The sequence below is a fragment of the Burkholderia sp. Bp9140 genome (genome assembly GCF_003853425.1).
In the GTDB taxonomy this organism is placed as follows: domain Bacteria; phylum Pseudomonadota; class Gammaproteobacteria; order Burkholderiales; family Burkholderiaceae; genus Burkholderia.
This window is the reverse complement of record NZ_QTPQ01000024.1, coordinates 98,026-115,701: the sequence shown is the minus strand read 5'-3', so window position 1 is coordinate 115,701 and position 17,676 is coordinate 98,026. Positions and strand designations below refer to the sequence as shown.

The following is a 17,676-nucleotide window of genomic DNA, read 5'->3' as shown; positions in this document are numbered from 1 at the left end:
CCGTCCTCAACCTTGGTCGGCCATGGCAATCGCGCCCGCGTGGGGCGTCACTTTCGAACCCGGGCGAGCGGTAGCCAGTCCGTCGATGATGACCTTGTCGGTCGGTGCGAGCCCCGAGCGAATGACTCGCAGGCCATCGCGGAGGTCTCCGAGTTGCACCGGCTTTGGCGTAACCACGTTGTCGGGGCCAACGGTCAAGACGATGTGTTCCGACTGGTCCTGCAGCACCGCGGCGTCCGGCACAAGCAAAGCTGCCTGCGGAGTGGAAATAGCGAGGCGCGCGCGCGCAAAGCCACCGGGAGTCAGTAGCAGGTCGTTGTTCGACACGATTGCGCGGGCGTGAATTGTTCCGCTCGAGCGGTCGAGCGCGTTGTCGACAAAGTTCAGGGTACCTTGCCGCGTGTACTTGACTTCATCGCTGAGAGAGATATCGACGCTGTTTGCGGCGCTGTTTCGCTGATTCGCGCGTTCCCGCATGAACGCCATGTAATCTCCTTCGCTCATGTCGAAATCGAGGTACATCGGGTCAAGCGAGACGAGCGTTGCCAGCAACGTTGTCGGGCTGCTAGCGGCGCGGCTGCCCGCGACAAGATTCCCGACCGACACCTGGTGGTTGCCGATTCGACCGGTGAATGGCGCGGTGATACGGCAGCGGTCCAGGTCAAACTGCGCGTCTCGTACTTGTGCGGTCGCGTTCTCTACCGCGGCGGCGGCGGCCATCTTTTCAGCGGTCCGCTGCTCGACGTTCTCAGTAGTGCCCGCATCGGTGCTCTTGAGGACTCCTGCCCGGGCCAATTCGCGCGTCGCCAGTTCCAGCCGGGCCTTGGCGCTGTCGAGCTGAGCGTCCGCCTCGCGCAGCTTGATCTGGTAAGGAATCGGGTCGATCTCGAACAGCAGGTCTCCCTTATGAACGATCGCACCGTCCACAAAATGGATACGAGTCAGCGTGCCACCGACCTGTGCGCGAATTTCAACGCGTTCGATGGCAGAAAACTGACCGAGAAAATTCAGGCGCGTATCAACAGCTCGCTGTAGGGGAACGCTCACCACAACGGCCGGACCGGATGGAGCGGCTGCTTTCGTAGTCGTCGACCGCTCATTCGCATGCATCGCTGTCGCGCCGGCCGCCAGGAAAACCAGGAGGGCAGCCGCGGCCCCGACCTTGGCCCGAAGACGTGGCTTGGGCGACTTGCCTGCAGCCGCGGAATTAGGTTCGGACCGTTCGGCGTTCTCGTTCATCGTATTCCTCAATCAAGCTGCGGGACGTATGCACCGCTGGATGAGAGACACAGCGCTGCGCTGTCAGCTGCCACGGCCGAGCGGGTGCCCAGCACGTTTAGCTGATGGGTTGAAGCTAAACGTCGGTAAAGGTAAGTCTCATCAGCTAAAAAGTCAAGTTTAGATAATAGTCGTCATCTAATTTGCTATGATGAGGATAGTGAGGTGCCGTGTCCGCGGGCGCGGTTGAGACGAATGGAAGGAGGAAGGAGCACATGAAGCGGTCGAAGGCAGATACAGCGGCGACACGGGCTCGGGTTGTCGAGGTGGCGGCGCAGACTTTTGCACGGAACGGCATACGCGCGACTGGCGTAGTGGAAATCATGGCTGCTGCGGGACTTACCCACGGTGCGTTTTATCGCCACTTCGAATCGAAGGAGCAACTCGTGGCTGAAGCGTGCGCGGTAACACTCGAATCCCTCGTAGGGTCGGCTGAGTCTGTCGCCGGCCAGGAACAGGGGCGTTTCCTGTCGCATCTGGAGAGCTTCTTGTCCTCCGACTGTAACGAGGGGGGATTGGCTGGCTGCCCCTTCGTAGCGATGGGTAGCGAGCTTGCTCGTGCAGATGCCGAGACGCGCCGGATAGCAACCCAGGGCTTCGGCAATCTTGTCGACCTCATCGCGACGCGCTATTCGCACATGGATGGCAAATCGGCACGCGCTGCTGCGATTTACACCCTGACGACAATGATTGGTGCGGTCACGATGTCTCGGATAGTGGACGATTCGGCGTTGTCGAATCAAATCATAGAAATAGCGAAAACACATCTGGTCGACGTACAGGCGGGGACAGGCCAGGACAGGCACATTCGGCCCACGGCATAGCGGCCACCCATTAGTAGCGTTCCATGCTTGAATCGATTTGCACTTGGGCGCCGCATTCGAGTGATAAAAGATCATGGCAGTTGTCTGGTTGCGGCCCACTTGATGTGAGGTGATTCGCTAAATCGGGCGATGGATGCGGCTACGGGCCGCAACTTGCCGGGCTTGGCAAATTTCCCGGGCCGTGCCGAGTTTTTGGGCCAGCTCCTGACTATCGGGACGCGTAGCGATGGCTTCTAGCGCTCGTTCGATTTGCTCGATGCATTCATCGAGCAGCGAAGCGCGTATCAACACTGCCGTGCTCGCAACGATCAAATCGACTGCCATGGCCGTGTCGCCACCGGGGGCGAGTCCCCAATTGACCGCCGCCCTCAAGTCGTCGAGGATGGAAATTTCATCATCTGGTGAGTCTGCCGATGGCAGGGCCGCAAGCACGTATCGCGCATGCGCTCGGGCGAAGATCGGATAATCATCACGCTCGCGGAGTTTGGGTTGTGCATATACACGCACCGATTCGAGTAATTCGAACAATCTTCTCGTATCACATGTGCCTACGCGTATTAGCGATTTCTTCTCGAGGTCCAGAATTCCGGTGAGCACGTCCTGGGTGGTCATGGTGCCGTCCGCGGCAATGTCCTGTGCGGCATCCAGAGTGAACTGGCCTGCAAAAAGACTGAGACGTTCCAGAACGATCTTCTGCTTTTCGTCGAGCAGTTTGTAACTCCAGTCGAGGCTCGCCAATAATGTTCGATGACGTGGCACCGCTGTGCGTGTCCCGCGTGTAAGAAGCGTAAAACGGTCGTCGAGCTGTTCCGCGACACCGCCAAGTCCGAGTGCCGGGACACACGCGGACGCCAACTCGAGCGCGAGGGGAATGCCGTCGAGGCGCCGGCATATTTCAACCGCAGCGGGGAGGTCTGCTTCCTCTATCCCTGAAGAAATGAAGTGTTCAAGTATCTGTATCGAACCCAAGGAGCGCGCGTCGGCAAGATTGTGACGTGTCGGAGCTTCGAACGGGGTAACTCTAAACACGTACTCGCCGTTTATACGAAGCGTTTCCCGGCTGGTCGCAATGATAGTCAGGGATGGGGCGACGTTTAGAAAGCGTTCTATCGCATGTGCGACGCTATCGATGAGGTGTTCACAACTATCCAGTACCAGTAGCTGAGGGTTCGAGCTGAAGTCCCGCTCGATGCCCTCGAATAGTTGCGTTGTAGCCTCGGATATCGCGCCGAGTTCCGAATACAAGACGCCGCCCGCATACTTTGAGGTCAAATGTCGGGCAACCTCGAAGGCGAGCTTGGTCTTTCCCACTCCGCCTGGACCTACGAAAGTGACGATGCGATGATTTCCGACTATCGCAGTAGCGGCGGCCAGCTCACGCTCTCTACCAATCAATTTCGACGCCGGAGGTGGCACGGAGCGCTTCCCGGATGCTGCGCGATGCAAAGAGGGCTGCGAGAGCCCGAAGAAGTTCGCATCTACCGGCGTGATCTCTGCGACGAACTGATAGCCGAAACCTTCGATTGTCGCAATTGCGTCTTTGTCACCTCCAAGCGCTCTTCGAATAATTGATATCCGCGCTTCTACCGTGTTTCCCTCGATGACTCGGCCCGCCCAGACATTCGCTCGCAGCGCATCCCGGCTGACAGGCATGCCTCGCGCTTCTACCAGCGCGATCAAAAGGTCGAAGGCGCGTCCGCCAATCTCGACCCGCGTACCTGCATGTGTCAGCTCGCGGCGTGAACGCACCACGACAGTGTGGCCAAAGGAGAATGCCTCTGGAAGGTCCGATGGTACGGTCATGGCGCCATTCTGCTTTGGGTCGTGCGGAGATGGATGCGATGCATGGGCTTGAGCGGGGTGCCAATGAGATGACCGGCCATTGCTGCCTCCTGTCTTATCGACCGCTCTTCCATCGTAGCTCACGTCGTCGGATTCTTGCCTGATTTAATACCGTGGTCGCCTGAATTCGTCGCGCGACCATAGCTTCGCACTGCTCGACGATACCCGACGAGCAAATTTGATGAGGCGGGATTCCCGAAAGCGTCAACACGGCATCGCTGAAATTGAGGGAGAGGTCGTGTCCTGCCATCGATGGCTGACTTCGAGCCGGCTACGCGATCAAGGTCGACGGGGACCTGTCGCGACAAACTCACCGGTTCCTGAACGACACTGAAGTTCCCGCGCCGCTCAACTGTGTATCGGATCTCGACACCCCTCGCAGCATTTTCAGGTCCGGTCAGGGCAGCAGAAGGACAGAGCCGACGAGACTGGGTATCGTCAAATGGGTGCGAACAGCTCACGCGGCGCTCGTGCTTTTGAACCTGACCAATGGTGGGGTTACCAGGCGCGAGCGCTCATCCTCTCTGAACGACACAGGTGACGAAAAAATGGAAAACGTTGTTGTGGGAACCGGGATTTCTACATCTTTGCCTCGACGTGGGTTCCTGAAGGCAATCGGAACAGTCGTCGCCGCCAGTGCGTTGCCTGTAACGGTGGCCAAAGCAGCGGAGGCGTTGACGGCTTCGTATCCCGGGGGAGCATCGAAAAGCATCAGGACGAAGGATGGAACCACGATCTTCTATAAGGATTGGGGACGCGGTCAGCCAATCGTGTTTCATCATGGATGGCCACTTTCTGCTGATGACTGGGATGCACAGATGCTGTTCTTCCTTGCCCACGGATACCGCGTGATTGCCCACGACCGACGAGGACACGGGCGTTCGACTCAAACGCTGAGCGGCAACGAGATGGACACTTATGCCGCAGACGTCGCAGAGCTGACTACTGCGTTGAATTTGAGAAATGCGATACACATCGGGCATTCGACCGGAGGCGGCGAAGTCACCCGCTATGTCGCCCAGCACGGCAAAGGTAGGGTGGCCAAAGCCGTTCTCATCGGCGCTGTTCCACCCATTATGGTGAAAAGTGAGTCGAACCCGAACGGAACGCCAGTCGAGGTCTTCGATTCTTTCCGGCAGGCGCTTTTGGCCAATCGAGCCCAACTCTATCGCGATGTACCTTCTGGTCCGTTCTACGGCTTCAATCGTGCTGGCGCGAAGGTCTCCCAGGGCCTGATCGACAACTGGTTCAGGCAAGGGATGATGGGCGGCGCCAAAGCTCAGTACGACTGTATCAAGGCGTTTTCCGAGACGGACTTTACAGCCGACCTCAAGCGCATTCAAGTGCCCACCCTGGTAATGCATGGCGATGATGACCAGGTCGTGCCTATCGCGGATTCCGCATTGCTTTCATCGAAGTTGCTGCCGAACGCGACGCTCAAGGTGTACCCCGGATTTCCGCACGGGATGGCGTCGACGAATCCCGATCAAATCAACGCCGACCTGCTTCAGTTCATCAAGGCTTGACGTACGTCCAGGCACCGCCCTCCCCAAGTTGGGAGGGCGGTGCTGTCGGGACCTTGACCGCCGTATTATTGCTCCGTACAGCCCGCCCGCAGTTTCTCGTCTGCATAGGCTCGTACGGTATTCGACAGTTGATATGCGACAGGGTTGGACTGGGGGACGGGGGTCAAGAGTGATTTTTCGACCAACTCAATGATCGAAGATGTGACCTTCAATTCGGACATCTCGCCACAGCTGACCGTGCGATGCGCGGCAGTCAACGTGAATGGTTCTTCGAATACGCTCAGCGCGTTCAAAACGGTCTTGCAGGATTGAGAAAGGGGCTCGTAACTCCAATCGATTGATGCGCGAAGCGTCTTGTGTCGAGATGGAGACGTACGGAAACCGTGCGTCAGGAGATCGAATCGATTCTTCAATTGCTTGGCGACGCCATCGAATCCCAACGCCGGTACGCATTCTGCGGACAACTCGATAGCAAGTGGCACGCCATCGAGCGCTTTGCAGATTCTGGCGGCGGCCCTCATGGCTCGGCGGTCGGATGTGAAAAATGCATCCCCAACGCGGTCAAGAAGCAGGGCCACGGAAGGATAGCGTTCTACGTCATCGATTGCTTCATCAGGGGGAAGCTCGAGAGGAGAAACCGGCAAAACGGATTCGTTCCGAACACGTAGTGCCTCACGACTCGTAGCCAGTAGACGAACCGTTGAGGTCGCCTCCAAAAGCGTCTCGGAAAGTTCAGAAATCGGACCGAGAAGATGTTCGCAGTTGTCGAGTAGTATCAGGATGTGCTTGCCTTCAATGCACTGAAACCGCAGCTGGGTCGCCCCGTCCGGAACGTACGGAATCAGCGCCGATGCAATGAGAGAAGGAAGCTCGTCCGGGGTGGTAATCGAACCGACCTGGACGATGCAAACGCCGTCCGGAAAGCGATGCGCAAGCTGACTCGCCGCTTCAACTGCAAGTCTGGTTTTTCCGACCCCTCCTGCGCCTACCAGCGTCACCAGGCGTGAAGTTTCCAGTCGACCTGCAATCGCCTTTTTGTCGGCTTCGCGTCCGAACCAGCGAGAGGTGTATTGGGGGATCTGGGGTTTGCGGCCGTCTCGATAAGGCGAGGTGAAAGTAAAAGCCGGACCAGGAGCGGGTTCGGATTCTTCGCGCAATTGACCTACGAATTGATACCCTCGTCCCGCGACGGTGAGAATCGCTTTCCGGTCTTCAGACAATGCACGCCGCAGCGATGAAATTTGCGCTTCCAAGGCGTTCTCCCCGACGATACGCCCGCGCCACACCGCCTCCATGATTCTATTCTTGCTGACCGCCATGCCGCGTTCTTCGAGCAACAGCAAAAGGAGGTCGAATGCTCTGTTGCCAATCTCGACCCTCTTGCCTCCATGCACGAGCTCGCGCCGATGAGCTGAGACGACGGTCTTACCGAACTCGTAATGGCTATCAGGTAGCGTGACCATCGCAATGCTCCACAACGTGCGCAGCGCACAAGTGTTTTTTGGGTGATTGCTCGAAGACCGGGATGCCGACGCTGCCGCCGGTGTCGTTGTAAGGCGCTCCTGTGTGCGGCGCAGCAAGAACCGATTGTTAGACCTGAAAGCCGGAATATCTAGTTATAAGATGTTAATTTTCGATAAATGAAAGGCGTGTAATTTTAACAAAGCTTTCAATGTGGCACGCATTCGAAATATTGGCTGCGGGTGGGTTATCGGTGTGCTCATTTTTAAAGAATCGGGCGTGTTTACGGGGCATAGGTGTCGACACATGCGCCACCCTGCTTGATACCCATGATCAAGTGCTGGTCTCCCTCTGAATCCTGCCGTGTCAGGTTGAATCGAATAGTCTGCCTGCCTTTTTTCAGGATGCGTCAGCTTGCATGCAGGACTCGTTTTCAGATTTTCGATATCGTGATTGCGATCAAGAAATTTGCCATTGCCGAATCCAGTCATCTCTCTTGTCTGAGGCAACGCGCGACCCCGGCGAGGTCGTCAGGTAAGACCGCGGTGACGGGGGCTGCGCGATAGCCGATGACATTCGGCGCGAACAACTCAACGGTAACAATCTGACGAGGTTCATGATGAGCAAGCTCACTACAGCTTTTGGTGCACCGGTTCCCGACAACCAAAACACTCAAACCGCCGGACCCCGTGGTCCCGCGCTTCTACAAGATGTGTGGTTTCTCGAAAAGCTGGCTCATTTCGACCGAGAGGTAATCCCGGAGCGCCGCATGCATGCGAAAGGGTCGGGCGCCTTCGGCACCTTTACAGTGACACATGACGTCACGCGATATACGCGGGCGAAAATATTTTCGAACATCGGGAAAGCGACTGAGATGTTTGCCCGTTTCTCGACGGTTGCCGGAGAGAGAGGGGCAGCAGACGCCGAGAGAGATATTCGCGGCTTCGCGTTGAAGTTTTATACGGAAGAGGGGAACTGGGATTTGGTGGGGAACAATACGCCGGTCTTTTTCTTGAGAGACCCTCTGAAGTTCCCTGACCTTAACCATGCCATCAAGCGTGACCCGAGAACCGGCCTGCGAAATGCCGAAAGCAACTGGGACTTCTGGACGCAGTTACCGGAGGCGTTGCATCAGGTCACAGTCGTGATGAGCGACCGGGGTATTCCGCGCTCGTACCGGCATATGCATGGCTTTGGAAGCCATACGTTCAGCCTCATCAATGCGAGCAACGAACGGTTCTGGGTGAAGTTCCATATGCGAAGCGAACAGGGAATCGAAAACCTGACCGACGAGGAGGCCATGCAGATTATGGGCTCCGACCGTGAGAGCCACCACCGTGACCTCTACGAGAGCATCGAGGCTCGACAGTTTCCGAGGTGGAAGATGTACTTTCAGGTCATGCCCGAGAAAGAGGCTTCCGCATACAAGGTGAACCCATTCGACCTGACCAAGGTCTGGTCGAAGAAGGATTATCCGCTCATCGAGGTTGGGTACTTCGAACTGAACCGTAACGCGGAGAATTGGTTCGCAGACGTAGAGCAGGTTGCCTTCAATCCCGCGAACGTCGTCCCAGGAATCAGCTTTTCTCCGGACAAGATGCTGCAGGGGCGCCTTTTTTCCTACGGTGACGCGCAGCGATACCGATTGACGGTCAATCACTTTCAGATTCCTGTAAACGCGCCGCGCGCTGCCACGCACACCAACAGCTATCACCGTGACGGTGTTCTGCGTGTCGACGGCAATCAGGGCGGCACGACTCCATACAATCCGAATACGAAGGGAGCATGGCTTGACCAGCCGGATTTCAGCGAGCCGCCGCTGTCGATCGAGGGGGCGGCTGACCACTGGAACCATCGAGTCGACGATGACTATTACTCACAGCCCGGTGACCTGTTCCGTTTGATGACGAAGGCCCAGCAGCAGGCGCTGTTCGATAACACGGCTCGGGCGATGTATGGCGTATCCAAGCCGGTCCGTGACCTGCACATCGAGCACTGTACGAAGGCCGACCCGGCATATGGCGCTGGTGTTTCGGCGGCACTCGAATCTCTCGATGCGAAAGTCTCCAGTGCAGTGCGGTCGGAGCCTGAAGTCACCAAGTGAGGCTGAGCTTTTGGGAGCAGGACAACCGGAGATACTCGAATGACTTTCAGCGTAAACAATGTTGCTATCCCGGATAGCAAGATGGCTCGCGAGATAACTGAAATGGTGAGGGAAACTGCGCCGCCGCTCCTGTTCCACCACTCGAGCCGAGTCTTCTACTTCGGTGCGCTCGCCGGCAAGCACCGTGGGCTCAAATTCGACCCTGAACTGCTCTATTGTGGTTGCATGTTCCACGACATGGGGTTGACGAAAAAACACAGCAGCAGCAACGAACGGTTCGAAGTCGATGGTGCCAATGCGGCACGGGACTTCCTGAAGCGTAACGGCATTGCGCAGGCCGATATCGATACGGTCTGGACGGCGATTGCGCTGCATACCACGCCCGGTATCCCGCAGCATATGAGTCCGGTCATCGCGCTCGTCACTGCCGGCGTTGAAATGGACGTGCTTGGCTTGACCTATCCAGAGTACAGTGATGCGGAGCGTGAGTCCGTCGTGCGGCAACATCCCCGAACCGAAAATTTCAAGGAAGACATCATTCAAGCGTTCTATGACGGAATCAAGCACAAACCCGCTACAACGTTCGGGAACGTCAAGGCTGATGTCATTGCAGACAAGGACCCGACCTTCTGTCCAGGTAATTTCTGCAGCGTAATACGCAATTCGGCGTGGTCTGCTTGACTTCGGTGAAACCTGCCCTGGCGATGACCGGAGAGGGGGCAGAGTTGGGAGTGTGCCGTGGGCGCTGTCCTTCGGATGGTCCTTGGCGAGCCGAAGTGCTTGAAGCCTTCGGCTCGCCGGAGCGTTTGAAGGTGGCCGCCTTAGCCGCAAGGTGCGGACGAAAGTTAAAACTGTTCAATCGAGAGAGGATTACCATGCCGTTCGTCACAACCAAAGACAGGGTAGAGATTTTCTACAAGGATTGGGGGCCGAAGGACGCGCAGCCCATCGTTTTCCATCACGGCTGGCCTTTGTCGTCGGACGATTGGGACGCCCAGTTGCTGTTCTTTGTTCAGCGGGGATATCGTGTTGTGGCACACGACCGCCGAGGTCATGGACGTTCGTCGCAGGTCTCGGAAGGTCACGATATGGACCATTATGCAGCCGACGCGTTCGCAGTCGTGGAAGCGCTCGATCTGAAGAACGCCATTCATATCGGCCACTCGACTGGCGGCGGCGAAGTCGCGCGGTACGTCGCGAGGCACGGTGAGCCAGCCGGGCGTGTTGCAAAGGCTGTACTGGTCAGTGCAGTTCCGCCTTTGATGCTGAAGACAGAGTCGAACGCAGAGGGGCTTCCGATCGACGTGTTCGACGGCCTTCGCGCCGCACTGGCGGCGAACCGAGCGCAATTCTTTATCGACTTGCCGGCTGGTCCGTTTTATGGATTCAACAGGGAGGGCGCGACCGTGCATCAAGGCGTTATCCAGAATTGGTGGCGTCAAGGAATGATGGGTAGCGCGAAGGCGCACTACGAGGGCATCAAGGCGTTCTCCGAAACGGACCAAACAGCCGACTTGAAGGAAATTTCGGTGCCGACGCTCGTGCTTCACGGTGAAGACGACCAGATTGTTCCAATCGGCGACGCAGCGCTGAAGGCCATCAAGCTGCTTCAAAAAGGAACGCTGAAGACATATCCGGGCTTCTCCCACGGCATGCTGACGGTTAATGCGGATGTCCTCAACGCCGAGTTGCTGGCATTCGTTCAACGCTGATCCTGCCTTCGAGGAAAGTGCAGGATAGGAAGATACTGCCCTTTCCTCAACCGAGTCTCTGATTGTTTCTACCGGACTTTGTGTCTCGCCTGATGGCTATCGGCGTTGCTTCGGCGGCAATGTACTGCGATTCTCGCGAGAACGCCTGCGACGTCGGTAATCGGCGTCGCGGGCGTTCGCGGAAAATTTGACTGGAAAGATACCTTGGCAGTACTGATTTGTGTGTGAGCTGTCTTTGAGAGAGCGGAGGCGACGGTGGGTGAGTTCGATGGAAATGCTTCGTGGATGCATGTCGTCACTCTCCTGTCAGCGAATGGCAGTCCCCGCGCGCAGGTTTCCGCGGGCCGTGATAGGCGCAATGCACGCCGAGGTCTTGATATACGTTGGCCGGAGGACGTGCAAATTCGCATTCTTGAGCGATTGTCCGACCACACCATCTCGTTGGCCTGGGGCCATCCTTGCCGTGGATACTTCGGCTGCCAGACGTGGCACCGCACAACGGCGAGGAAGTGCGGAATCTGCTCGTTGACTGGAGAGAGGGTGTTGCAGGGCGAGCAGATTTACAAGCTTGCCCGGTCCGCAAGTGGTGCCCGTCGAATAAACGAAGTATTGCTGGCGCGCCACGTCGACGCCATTCTGGAATGTGGCGACACGATGTAGTAATCGTTACTATTGGCGGCACGCGGTAGCCGTGTTTCTCAAGCCCTCTCAAGCAGCCAGAGAAAGCAGCGTATCGCTCTATCATCACTCCACCGTCACCGACTTCGCCAGATTCCGCGGCTTATCGATATCCGTCCCCCTTGCCAACGCTGCGTGATAAGCCAGCAGTTGCATCGGCATCGTATGCAGAATCGGCGAAAGCGGTCCGTAGTACTCATTGAGCCGAATCACCTCGATCCCTTCGCTCGGCACCAACCCGCAATCCACATCCGCGAACACGAAAAGCCTGCCATTGCGCGCACTGACCTCATGCATGTTCGACCGGAGCTTTTCCAGCAGCGCATCATTCGGCGCCACCGCAATCACCGGCATTTCATTGCTGACCAACGCCAGCGGCCCGTGCTTCAACTCCCCTGCGGGATAAGCCTCCGCATGGATATAAGAAATCTCCTTCATCTTCAGCGCCCCTTCGAGCGCGATCGGATAATGCATCCCTCGCCCGAGAAACAGCATGTTGTCGCGTCGCGCGAGCAGTTCCGACCAACCCATGATCTGCGGCTCCAGCGCGAGCACCTTCGACATCGCATCGGGCAGATGCCGCAGCGCGCGCAGATGTTCCTTTTCTTCGTCGTCGCTCAACCGTCCACGCTCCTGCGCCAATGACAAAGTCAGCAAGAACAACGCCACGAGCTGCGTCGTAAAAGCCTTCGTCGAAGCCACCCCGATCTCGATCCCCGCGCGCGTGACGAACTGCAGCGCGCATTCGCGCATCAGCGCGCTCGTCGCGACATTGCAGATCGCGAGCGTATGCATCATCCCGCGCTGTTTCGCGACATGCACGGCGCCGAGCACGTCGGCCGTCTCGCCGCTCTGCGACACCGCGACGACGAGCGTGCGCGGATTCGGCACGCTGTCGCGATAACGAAACTCGCTCGCGATCTCCACGCTCGCCGGCAGCTTCGCGATGCTCTCGATCCAGTACTTCGCGGTCAGCGCCGCGTGATAACTGCCGCCGCACGCGAGCAGCAGCACCGAATCGACGTCGTTGAACACGCGCCACGCGCCGTCGCCGAACAGCTCGGGCATGATCGACGCGACATCGAGCAGCGTATCGGCCACCGCTTGCGGCTGCTCGAAGATTTCCTTCTGCATGTAGTAGCGATACGACCCGAGATCGGCCGCGCCGCTGTGAGCGGCCACCCGCTGCACCGCGCGCTCGACACGCTGGCCGGCCGCATCGACGATCCAGTAGCGATGCAACTGGATATCGGCGACATCACCGTTCTCGAGGTAAGCGATGCGATCGGTGATGCCCGCCAACGCGATCGCATCCGACGCCAGGAAATTCTCGCCATCGCCGACACCGACGACGAGCGGCATCCCGTCGCGCGCGCCGACGATCCGGTGCGGCTCGTCGCGGCACATCACCGCGATCGCATAGCTGCCGCGCAGTCGTGCAACCGCGCGGCGCACCGCGTCAAACAGGTCGCCGTCGTACAGATGGTCGATCAAGTGCGCGATCGCCTCGCTGTCGGTCTGGCTCGCGAACACGTAGCCGTGCGCCTGCAGTTCGGCGCGCAACTGATCGCAGTTCTCGATGATCCCGTTGTGCGACAGCGCGATGCGCGCGTTGTCGTCGCTCGGCGAGAAGTGCGGATGTGCGTTGAGCGTGACGGGCGCGCCGTGCGTCGCCCAGCGCGTATGCGCGATGCCGGTATAACCCGACAGCGCGTGCGCGGCGATCTCGCGCTGCAGGTTGGCGACGCGGTCGACGCTGCGCGCGCGTGCCAGCGCACGGTCGCGATAGACCACGACGCCGCACGAGTCGTAGCCGCGGTATTCGAGCCGCTTCAGCCCGTCGACGAGGTTCGGCAGGATGTCCCGCTGGGCAACCGCCCCGACAATTCCACACATATCGCGCTCCGTAAATGTCCTGTCTGGATCCGTGACAGCGATGGTAGAGGCGGTGAAATGGAATTAAATTTCAAAATTAACGAACAAATGAAGCAAACTAGCAATCGACTATCATGGTGGAATTAAATTTCACACTCTGATCAAAAGGAACCGACGATGGCCGGCATCACGCTCGACGATCTCGACCAGCGGATTCTCGCGATCCTGCAGGACGACGCATCGGTGTCGAACCTGCAACTGGCCGAGCGTGCGCTGTCGTCGCCGCCGACCTGCATGCGGCGCGTGCGTCGGCTGACGGAAGCGGGCGTGATCCGCCGCCAGGTCGCGGTGCTCGATCCGGTTGCGATCGGCACGGCCGTCACGGCGCTGATCGAGATCGGCCTCGACCGGCAGACGGCCGAAGATTACGACGCGTTCGAAGCCTACGTGTGTGCGGAGCCGGCGGTCACGCAGTGCTATCGCGTGTCGCCGGGGCCGGATTTCGTGGTGGTGGCCGATCTGGCCGACGTCGCCGAATACGACGCGTTCGCGCGACGGCTGTTCACCGGCGCATCGAACGTGCGCAACGTGCGGACGTTCTTCTCGACGCATCGTGCGAAGTTCGAGGCGAACGCGCGGGTTGCACATGCGATGCGCAAGCGCGGCGGCAGCTAGGCCGTACGATGCACGCGGAACAGGCAAACGTGCGACGTCAGAACGCGAGCGACTGCTGCACCGGATTGCGCTCGCCGCCCGCGAACCCGGCGCCTTCGAGCGACAACAACGCGCGTTTCCGTTCGATCCCGCCCGCATAACCGGTCAGGCTGCCCGACGCGCCGATCACGCGATGGCACGGCACCATGATCGACACGGGGTTGCGGCCGACCGCACCGCCGACGGCGCGCGCGGCACTCATCGGCAACCCGACGCGTTCGGTGATGTCGCCGTACGACACGCGCTCGCCGAACGGAATCGCAAGCAGTTCCTTCCATACGCTGCGTTGAAACGCGGTGCCGCGCAGGTGAATCGGCACCGAAAAGGTTTCGCGCGTGCCGGCGAAATATTCGGCGACTTCTTCTGCGACCCTACGCACGAGCGGCGTCGCGACGCGTGCGTCCGTGCCCGTGTCCGCAACAATCGCCAGCGACGGATAGTATTTCTGGCCGACGAAGAACAGGCCGGTCAGCGCGTCATTCTCGATACGGATGGCGATGTCGCCCAGCGGGCTCGGAATCAGGTGAGCGGGAGTCATCGCGAGGCTTCTCCTTGAAGGCGCCACACATGCAGTGCGGCATACGCGCGCCACGGCGCCCAGCGCGCCGCATGCGACGCGGATGATGCGACGAATGGGCGATCGGCGGCGACGCGCGGCGCGAGCCACGCGTCGTCGGCGGGGAGCGCATTCGGCCAGGCCATCGCACGCATCGCGACGTACTGCACCGCGCGCTCGTCGAAGCCGGGCAGCGCGCGCAACGCGGCGAGCGTCGCATCGAGCGGCGCCATCGGTTCGAGCGCGAGCGTGCCGTCGGCGACTGCGCGTGCCAGCGACACGATCGCCCGTGCGGCATCGCGCGTGACGCCGATTGCCTCGAGCGCCGCAGGCGGCGCGACCGCCAGCGTGGCAGCCGAAGGCAACGCATGCGTGAGCCCGGGCGGCGCGTGGTCCACCGGCAGAGGCGTGCCGAAGCGTTCGGCCACGCGCGCGAGCACCGTACTCGCCTGCGTTGCCGCCAGGTGTTCACCCGCGATCGCGCGGATCGCGATCTCGAGCCCGTCGAACGCACCGGGTACGCGCAGGCCGGGCGAGCCGTCCGCGAGTTCGCCCAGATGCGCGTCGATCACGTCGGGGCGGCTGTCGAGATCGAACAGCCGCCGCACGCGCGCGAGCACGGCCGGCACGACGGGCGTCAGCGCGGGCGACACGGTGACGGCGAGCGCGAACCGCTGCGGCACGTGCGCGACGGACAGCCAGCCCGTCACATGACCATTGCCGTTGGGCAGTGCGACGGCGCGCGCATAGCCTTGTGCGTCGATCCGCTCGACGCCGTCGATCCGCCGCTGCGCGAGAAAGCGCATCAATTCGGACCACGCGAACGGCGGCCGGTACGGCAGCGGGAACGTCATGTCGCCGCCGGCGGAGGCGCCGGCGCCCTTGCGCAAGCGCAGCGGATTGAGGCCATAGCGTTGCCGGAACAAATCGTTGAAGCGCCGCACGCTGCCGAACCCGGCGGTCGACGCGACGACGGCCACCGGCAGCGCGGTATCGGTCAGGAGGCGCTTGGCCATCAGCAGCCGGTGCGTCTGCGCGAACTCGACCGGCGACACGCCGAACCGCGCGGCGAAGATCCGGCGCAGATGGCGCTCGGTCACGCCGACCCGCTGCGCGAGCGCATCGACGGAGCGCTCGTTCAGGAAACCGTCCTCGATCAGCGCGGCGGCCGCGTCGGCGAGATTGCCGGACAGGTCGAGCAGCCCGTGGCCGGGCGCGAGTTCGGGCCGGCAGCGCATGCATGGCCGAAAGCCGGCTTTCTCCGCGGCGGCGGCGCTCGCGTAATAACTGCAGTTCCGCGCCTTCGGCGGTTTCACCGGGCAGACGGGGCGGCAATACACGCCCGTCGTCGACACGCCGACGAAGAACCAGCCGTCGAAGCGGCGGTTCCGCGAAAGCAGGGCGTCGTAGCAGGTGTCGGGATCGAGGCGCATGCGACGACTGTAAACGATCCTCGCCGCCGGTTCTGGCTGGAATCGGACCTGTGTATCGACGCGCCGGTCCGCGTCGTGGCCCCGTTTCGCACGCAGGACAATCCTCGAAAAACGGTTAATGCGAACCCGCGAAACAGTCATCTCTTTTGCGCGGCCAAATTTGAGATGACTCATCGAAATCCCCGACTGACACGGCACCGGGCCAAGCCCTATCCTTTGGAAAAACGTTTTCCCGAACTCGACGGGCAATCGGCCGCGCCATGCAAGGGCGAGCCGCTGCCCGCCCCGGCGCCCGTCGCCGGTCACGGACAGGCATCGACATGCGGCGCGACGGGCGCGACCGCGCATCGGAGACACTCATGCAATCTGCCGTCGTCGGCGCGGTGCGCGCCGCGGCCAGCCGCTACCGCTGGACCGTCTGTGCGCTGCTGTTTTTCGCGACCGTCATCAACTACATGGATCGCCAGATCCTCGGCCTGCTCGCGCCGATGCTCCAGCACGACATCGGCTGGAGCCAGGTGCAGTACGGCCGCATCGTGATGGCGTTTTCCGCGTTCTACGCGATCGGCCTGCTCGGCTTCGGGCGCATCGTCGACTGGCTCGGCACGCGGATCTCGTATGCGGTCGCGATGCTGGTGTGGAGCATCGCGGCGATGCTGCACGCGATGGTCGGCTCCGTGATGGGCTTCGCGGCCGTGCGCGCGCTGCTCGGGATCGGCGAGGGCGGCAACTTCCCGGCCGCGATCAAGACCACGGCCGAATGGTTTCCGCGCCGCGAACGCGCGCTCGCAACCGGCATCTTCAACTCGGGCGCGAACATCGGCGCGGTGTTCGCGCCGGCGATCATCCCGGCGATCGCGGTGGCCTACGGGTGGCGCGCGGCATTCGTGATCGTCGGCGCGATCGGCATCGTGTGGCTCGCGGTGTGGCTGGTGCTCTATCGCCCGGCCGACACGCGCGCGCTCGCCGCGGAATACGACGAGCCGCGCGACGAAGCCGAAGCGCTCGACGCGGCGAACGCGGACGCCGGCGCGCCGCGCTGGGGCGAACTGATCCGCAAGCGCGAGACATGGGCGTTCGTGGTCGGCAAGTTCCTGACCGACCCGGTGTGGTGGTTCTACCTGTTCTGGCTGCCGAAGTGGCTCAACGAGTCGCGCGGGATGGACATGCAGCATATCGGCCTGCCGCTCGTGTGCATCTATGCGCTGACGACGGTCGGCAGCATCGGCGGCGGCTGGCTGTCGTCGGCGCTGCTGCGCGCGGGCTGGAGCGTGAACGGCGCGCGCAAGACGGCGATGCTGATCTGCGCGTGCTGCGTGCTGCCGATCGCGTTCGTGTCGCAGGTGCAGAGCCTGTGGATCGCGGTGCTGATCGTCGGCCTCGCCGCCGCCGCGCACCAGGGCTGGTCGGCGAACCTGTTCACGACGGCGTCCGACCTGTTCCCGCGCCGTGCGGTCGCGTCGGTGGTCGGCATCGGCGGGATGGCCGGCTCGATCGGCGGCGTGCTGTTCTCGGAAGTGATCGGCCAGGTGCTGCAGCGCACGGGCCACTACTGGGTGCTGTTCGCGATCGGCGCGCTGGCCTACCTGCTCGCGCTGGCGGTCATGCACGTGCTCACGCCGAAGATGAAGCCCGCGAAGCTCGACGCGTGATCGCGTGCCGGCAAACGAACG

The 17,676-nt window shown here is 60.6% G+C and carries 14 protein-coding genes; 8 read left to right on the top strand and 6 right to left on the bottom strand.

Features of this window, described 5'->3' with window-relative positions; all coding sequences use genetic code 11:
- Positions 1-6: 6 nt before the first annotated feature.
- Positions 7-1,239, bottom strand: coding sequence for an efflux RND transporter periplasmic adaptor subunit (locus DIE21_RS20770; RefSeq protein ID WP_124499479.1), 1,233 nt, complete (start codon positions 1,237-1,239; stop codon positions 7-9).
- Between the two features lie 254 nt (positions 1,240-1,493).
- On the opposite strand from DIE21_RS20770, the gene DIE21_RS20765 reads away from it, so the two are divergent.
- Entirely contained in the window at positions 1,494-2,102 is a 609-nt protein-coding gene (locus tag DIE21_RS20765) for a TetR/AcrR family transcriptional regulator (RefSeq protein WP_124499478.1), read from the top strand.
- A gap of 117 nt (positions 2,103-2,219) precedes the next feature.
- Here DIE21_RS20765 and DIE21_RS20760 read toward each other — a convergent pair whose 3' ends face one another.
- Positions 2,220-3,905: a winged helix-turn-helix domain-containing protein gene (locus DIE21_RS20760; protein WP_124499477.1), complete on the bottom strand. Its 1,686-nt coding sequence runs from the start codon at positions 3,903-3,905 to the stop codon at positions 2,220-2,222.
- A gap of 587 nt (positions 3,906-4,492) precedes the next feature.
- Here DIE21_RS20760 and DIE21_RS20755 point away from each other — a divergent pair.
- Positions 4,493-5,470, top strand: a complete 978-nt coding sequence (locus DIE21_RS20755; protein WP_409364642.1) for an alpha/beta fold hydrolase — start codon at positions 4,493-4,495, stop codon at positions 5,468-5,470.
- A gap of 65 nt (positions 5,471-5,535) precedes the next feature.
- On the opposite strand, the gene DIE21_RS20750 is transcribed toward DIE21_RS20755, so the two are convergent.
- On the bottom strand, positions 5,536-6,933 hold the full coding sequence (locus DIE21_RS20750; protein WP_124499476.1) for a winged helix-turn-helix domain-containing protein: 1,398 nt from the start codon (positions 6,931-6,933) through the stop codon (positions 5,536-5,538).
- Between the two features lie 617 nt (positions 6,934-7,550).
- Between DIE21_RS20750 and DIE21_RS20745 the strand changes: the two genes are divergently transcribed.
- The 4 genes from DIE21_RS20745 (at position 7,551) to DIE21_RS38305 (ending at position 11,407) form a co-directional block, all read left to right on the top strand.
- Entirely contained in the window at positions 7,551-9,035 is a 1,485-nt protein-coding gene (locus DIE21_RS20745; protein WP_124499475.1) for a catalase, read from the top strand.
- Positions 9,036-9,074: 39 nt separating this feature from the next.
- Positions 9,075-9,716 carry an HD domain-containing protein gene (locus tag DIE21_RS20740; RefSeq protein WP_124499474.1) on the top strand — a complete coding sequence of 214 codons (642 nt, stop codon included), beginning with the start codon at positions 9,075-9,077 and terminating at the stop codon, positions 9,714-9,716.
- Between the two features lie 194 nt (positions 9,717-9,910).
- Complete coding sequence (locus DIE21_RS20735; RefSeq protein WP_124499495.1) at positions 9,911-10,747, top strand: alpha/beta fold hydrolase; 837 nt, start codon at positions 9,911-9,913, stop codon at positions 10,745-10,747.
- A gap of 285 nt (positions 10,748-11,032) precedes the next feature.
- Complete coding sequence (locus DIE21_RS38305; protein WP_409364641.1) at positions 11,033-11,407, top strand: DUF3331 domain-containing protein; 375 nt, start codon at positions 11,033-11,035, stop codon at positions 11,405-11,407.
- A gap of 84 nt (positions 11,408-11,491) precedes the next feature.
- On the opposite strand, the gene glmS is transcribed toward DIE21_RS38305, so the two are convergent.
- Positions 11,492-13,321, bottom strand: coding sequence for a glutamine--fructose-6-phosphate transaminase (isomerizing) (gene glmS / locus DIE21_RS20725; RefSeq protein ID WP_124499472.1), 1,830 nt, complete (start codon positions 13,319-13,321; stop codon positions 11,492-11,494).
- Between the two features lie 156 nt (positions 13,322-13,477).
- Between glmS and DIE21_RS20720 the strand changes: the two genes are divergently transcribed.
- Positions 13,478-13,975, top strand: a complete 498-nt coding sequence (locus tag DIE21_RS20720) for an Lrp/AsnC family transcriptional regulator (protein WP_124499471.1) — start codon at positions 13,478-13,480, stop codon at positions 13,973-13,975.
- 37 nt (positions 13,976-14,012) lie between these two features.
- Here DIE21_RS20720 and DIE21_RS20715 read toward each other — a convergent pair whose 3' ends face one another.
- Together DIE21_RS20715 and DIE21_RS20710 are read right to left on the bottom strand one after the other, a co-directional pair.
- The gene (locus tag DIE21_RS20715) at positions 14,013-14,552 is read right to left on the bottom strand and encodes a methylated-DNA--[protein]-cysteine S-methyltransferase (protein WP_124499470.1); all 540 of its coding nucleotides are present in this window, start codon (positions 14,550-14,552) and stop codon (positions 14,013-14,015) included.
- Positions 14,549-16,003 carry a DNA-3-methyladenine glycosylase 2 family protein gene (locus DIE21_RS20710; protein ID WP_260432541.1) on the bottom strand — a complete coding sequence of 485 codons (1,455 nt, stop codon included), beginning with the start codon at positions 16,001-16,003 and terminating at the stop codon, positions 14,549-14,551. Before DIE21_RS20710 ends, DIE21_RS20715 begins: the two co-directional genes overlap by 4 nt.
- Positions 16,004-16,362: 359 nt before the next feature.
- On the opposite strand from DIE21_RS20710, the gene DIE21_RS20705 reads away from it, so the two are divergent.
- Positions 16,363-17,655 (top strand): MFS transporter, encoded by a 1,293-nt coding sequence (locus tag DIE21_RS20705; protein ID WP_124499469.1) that lies wholly within the window; start codon positions 16,363-16,365, stop codon positions 17,653-17,655.
- Positions 17,656-17,676 lie beyond the last annotated feature (21 nt).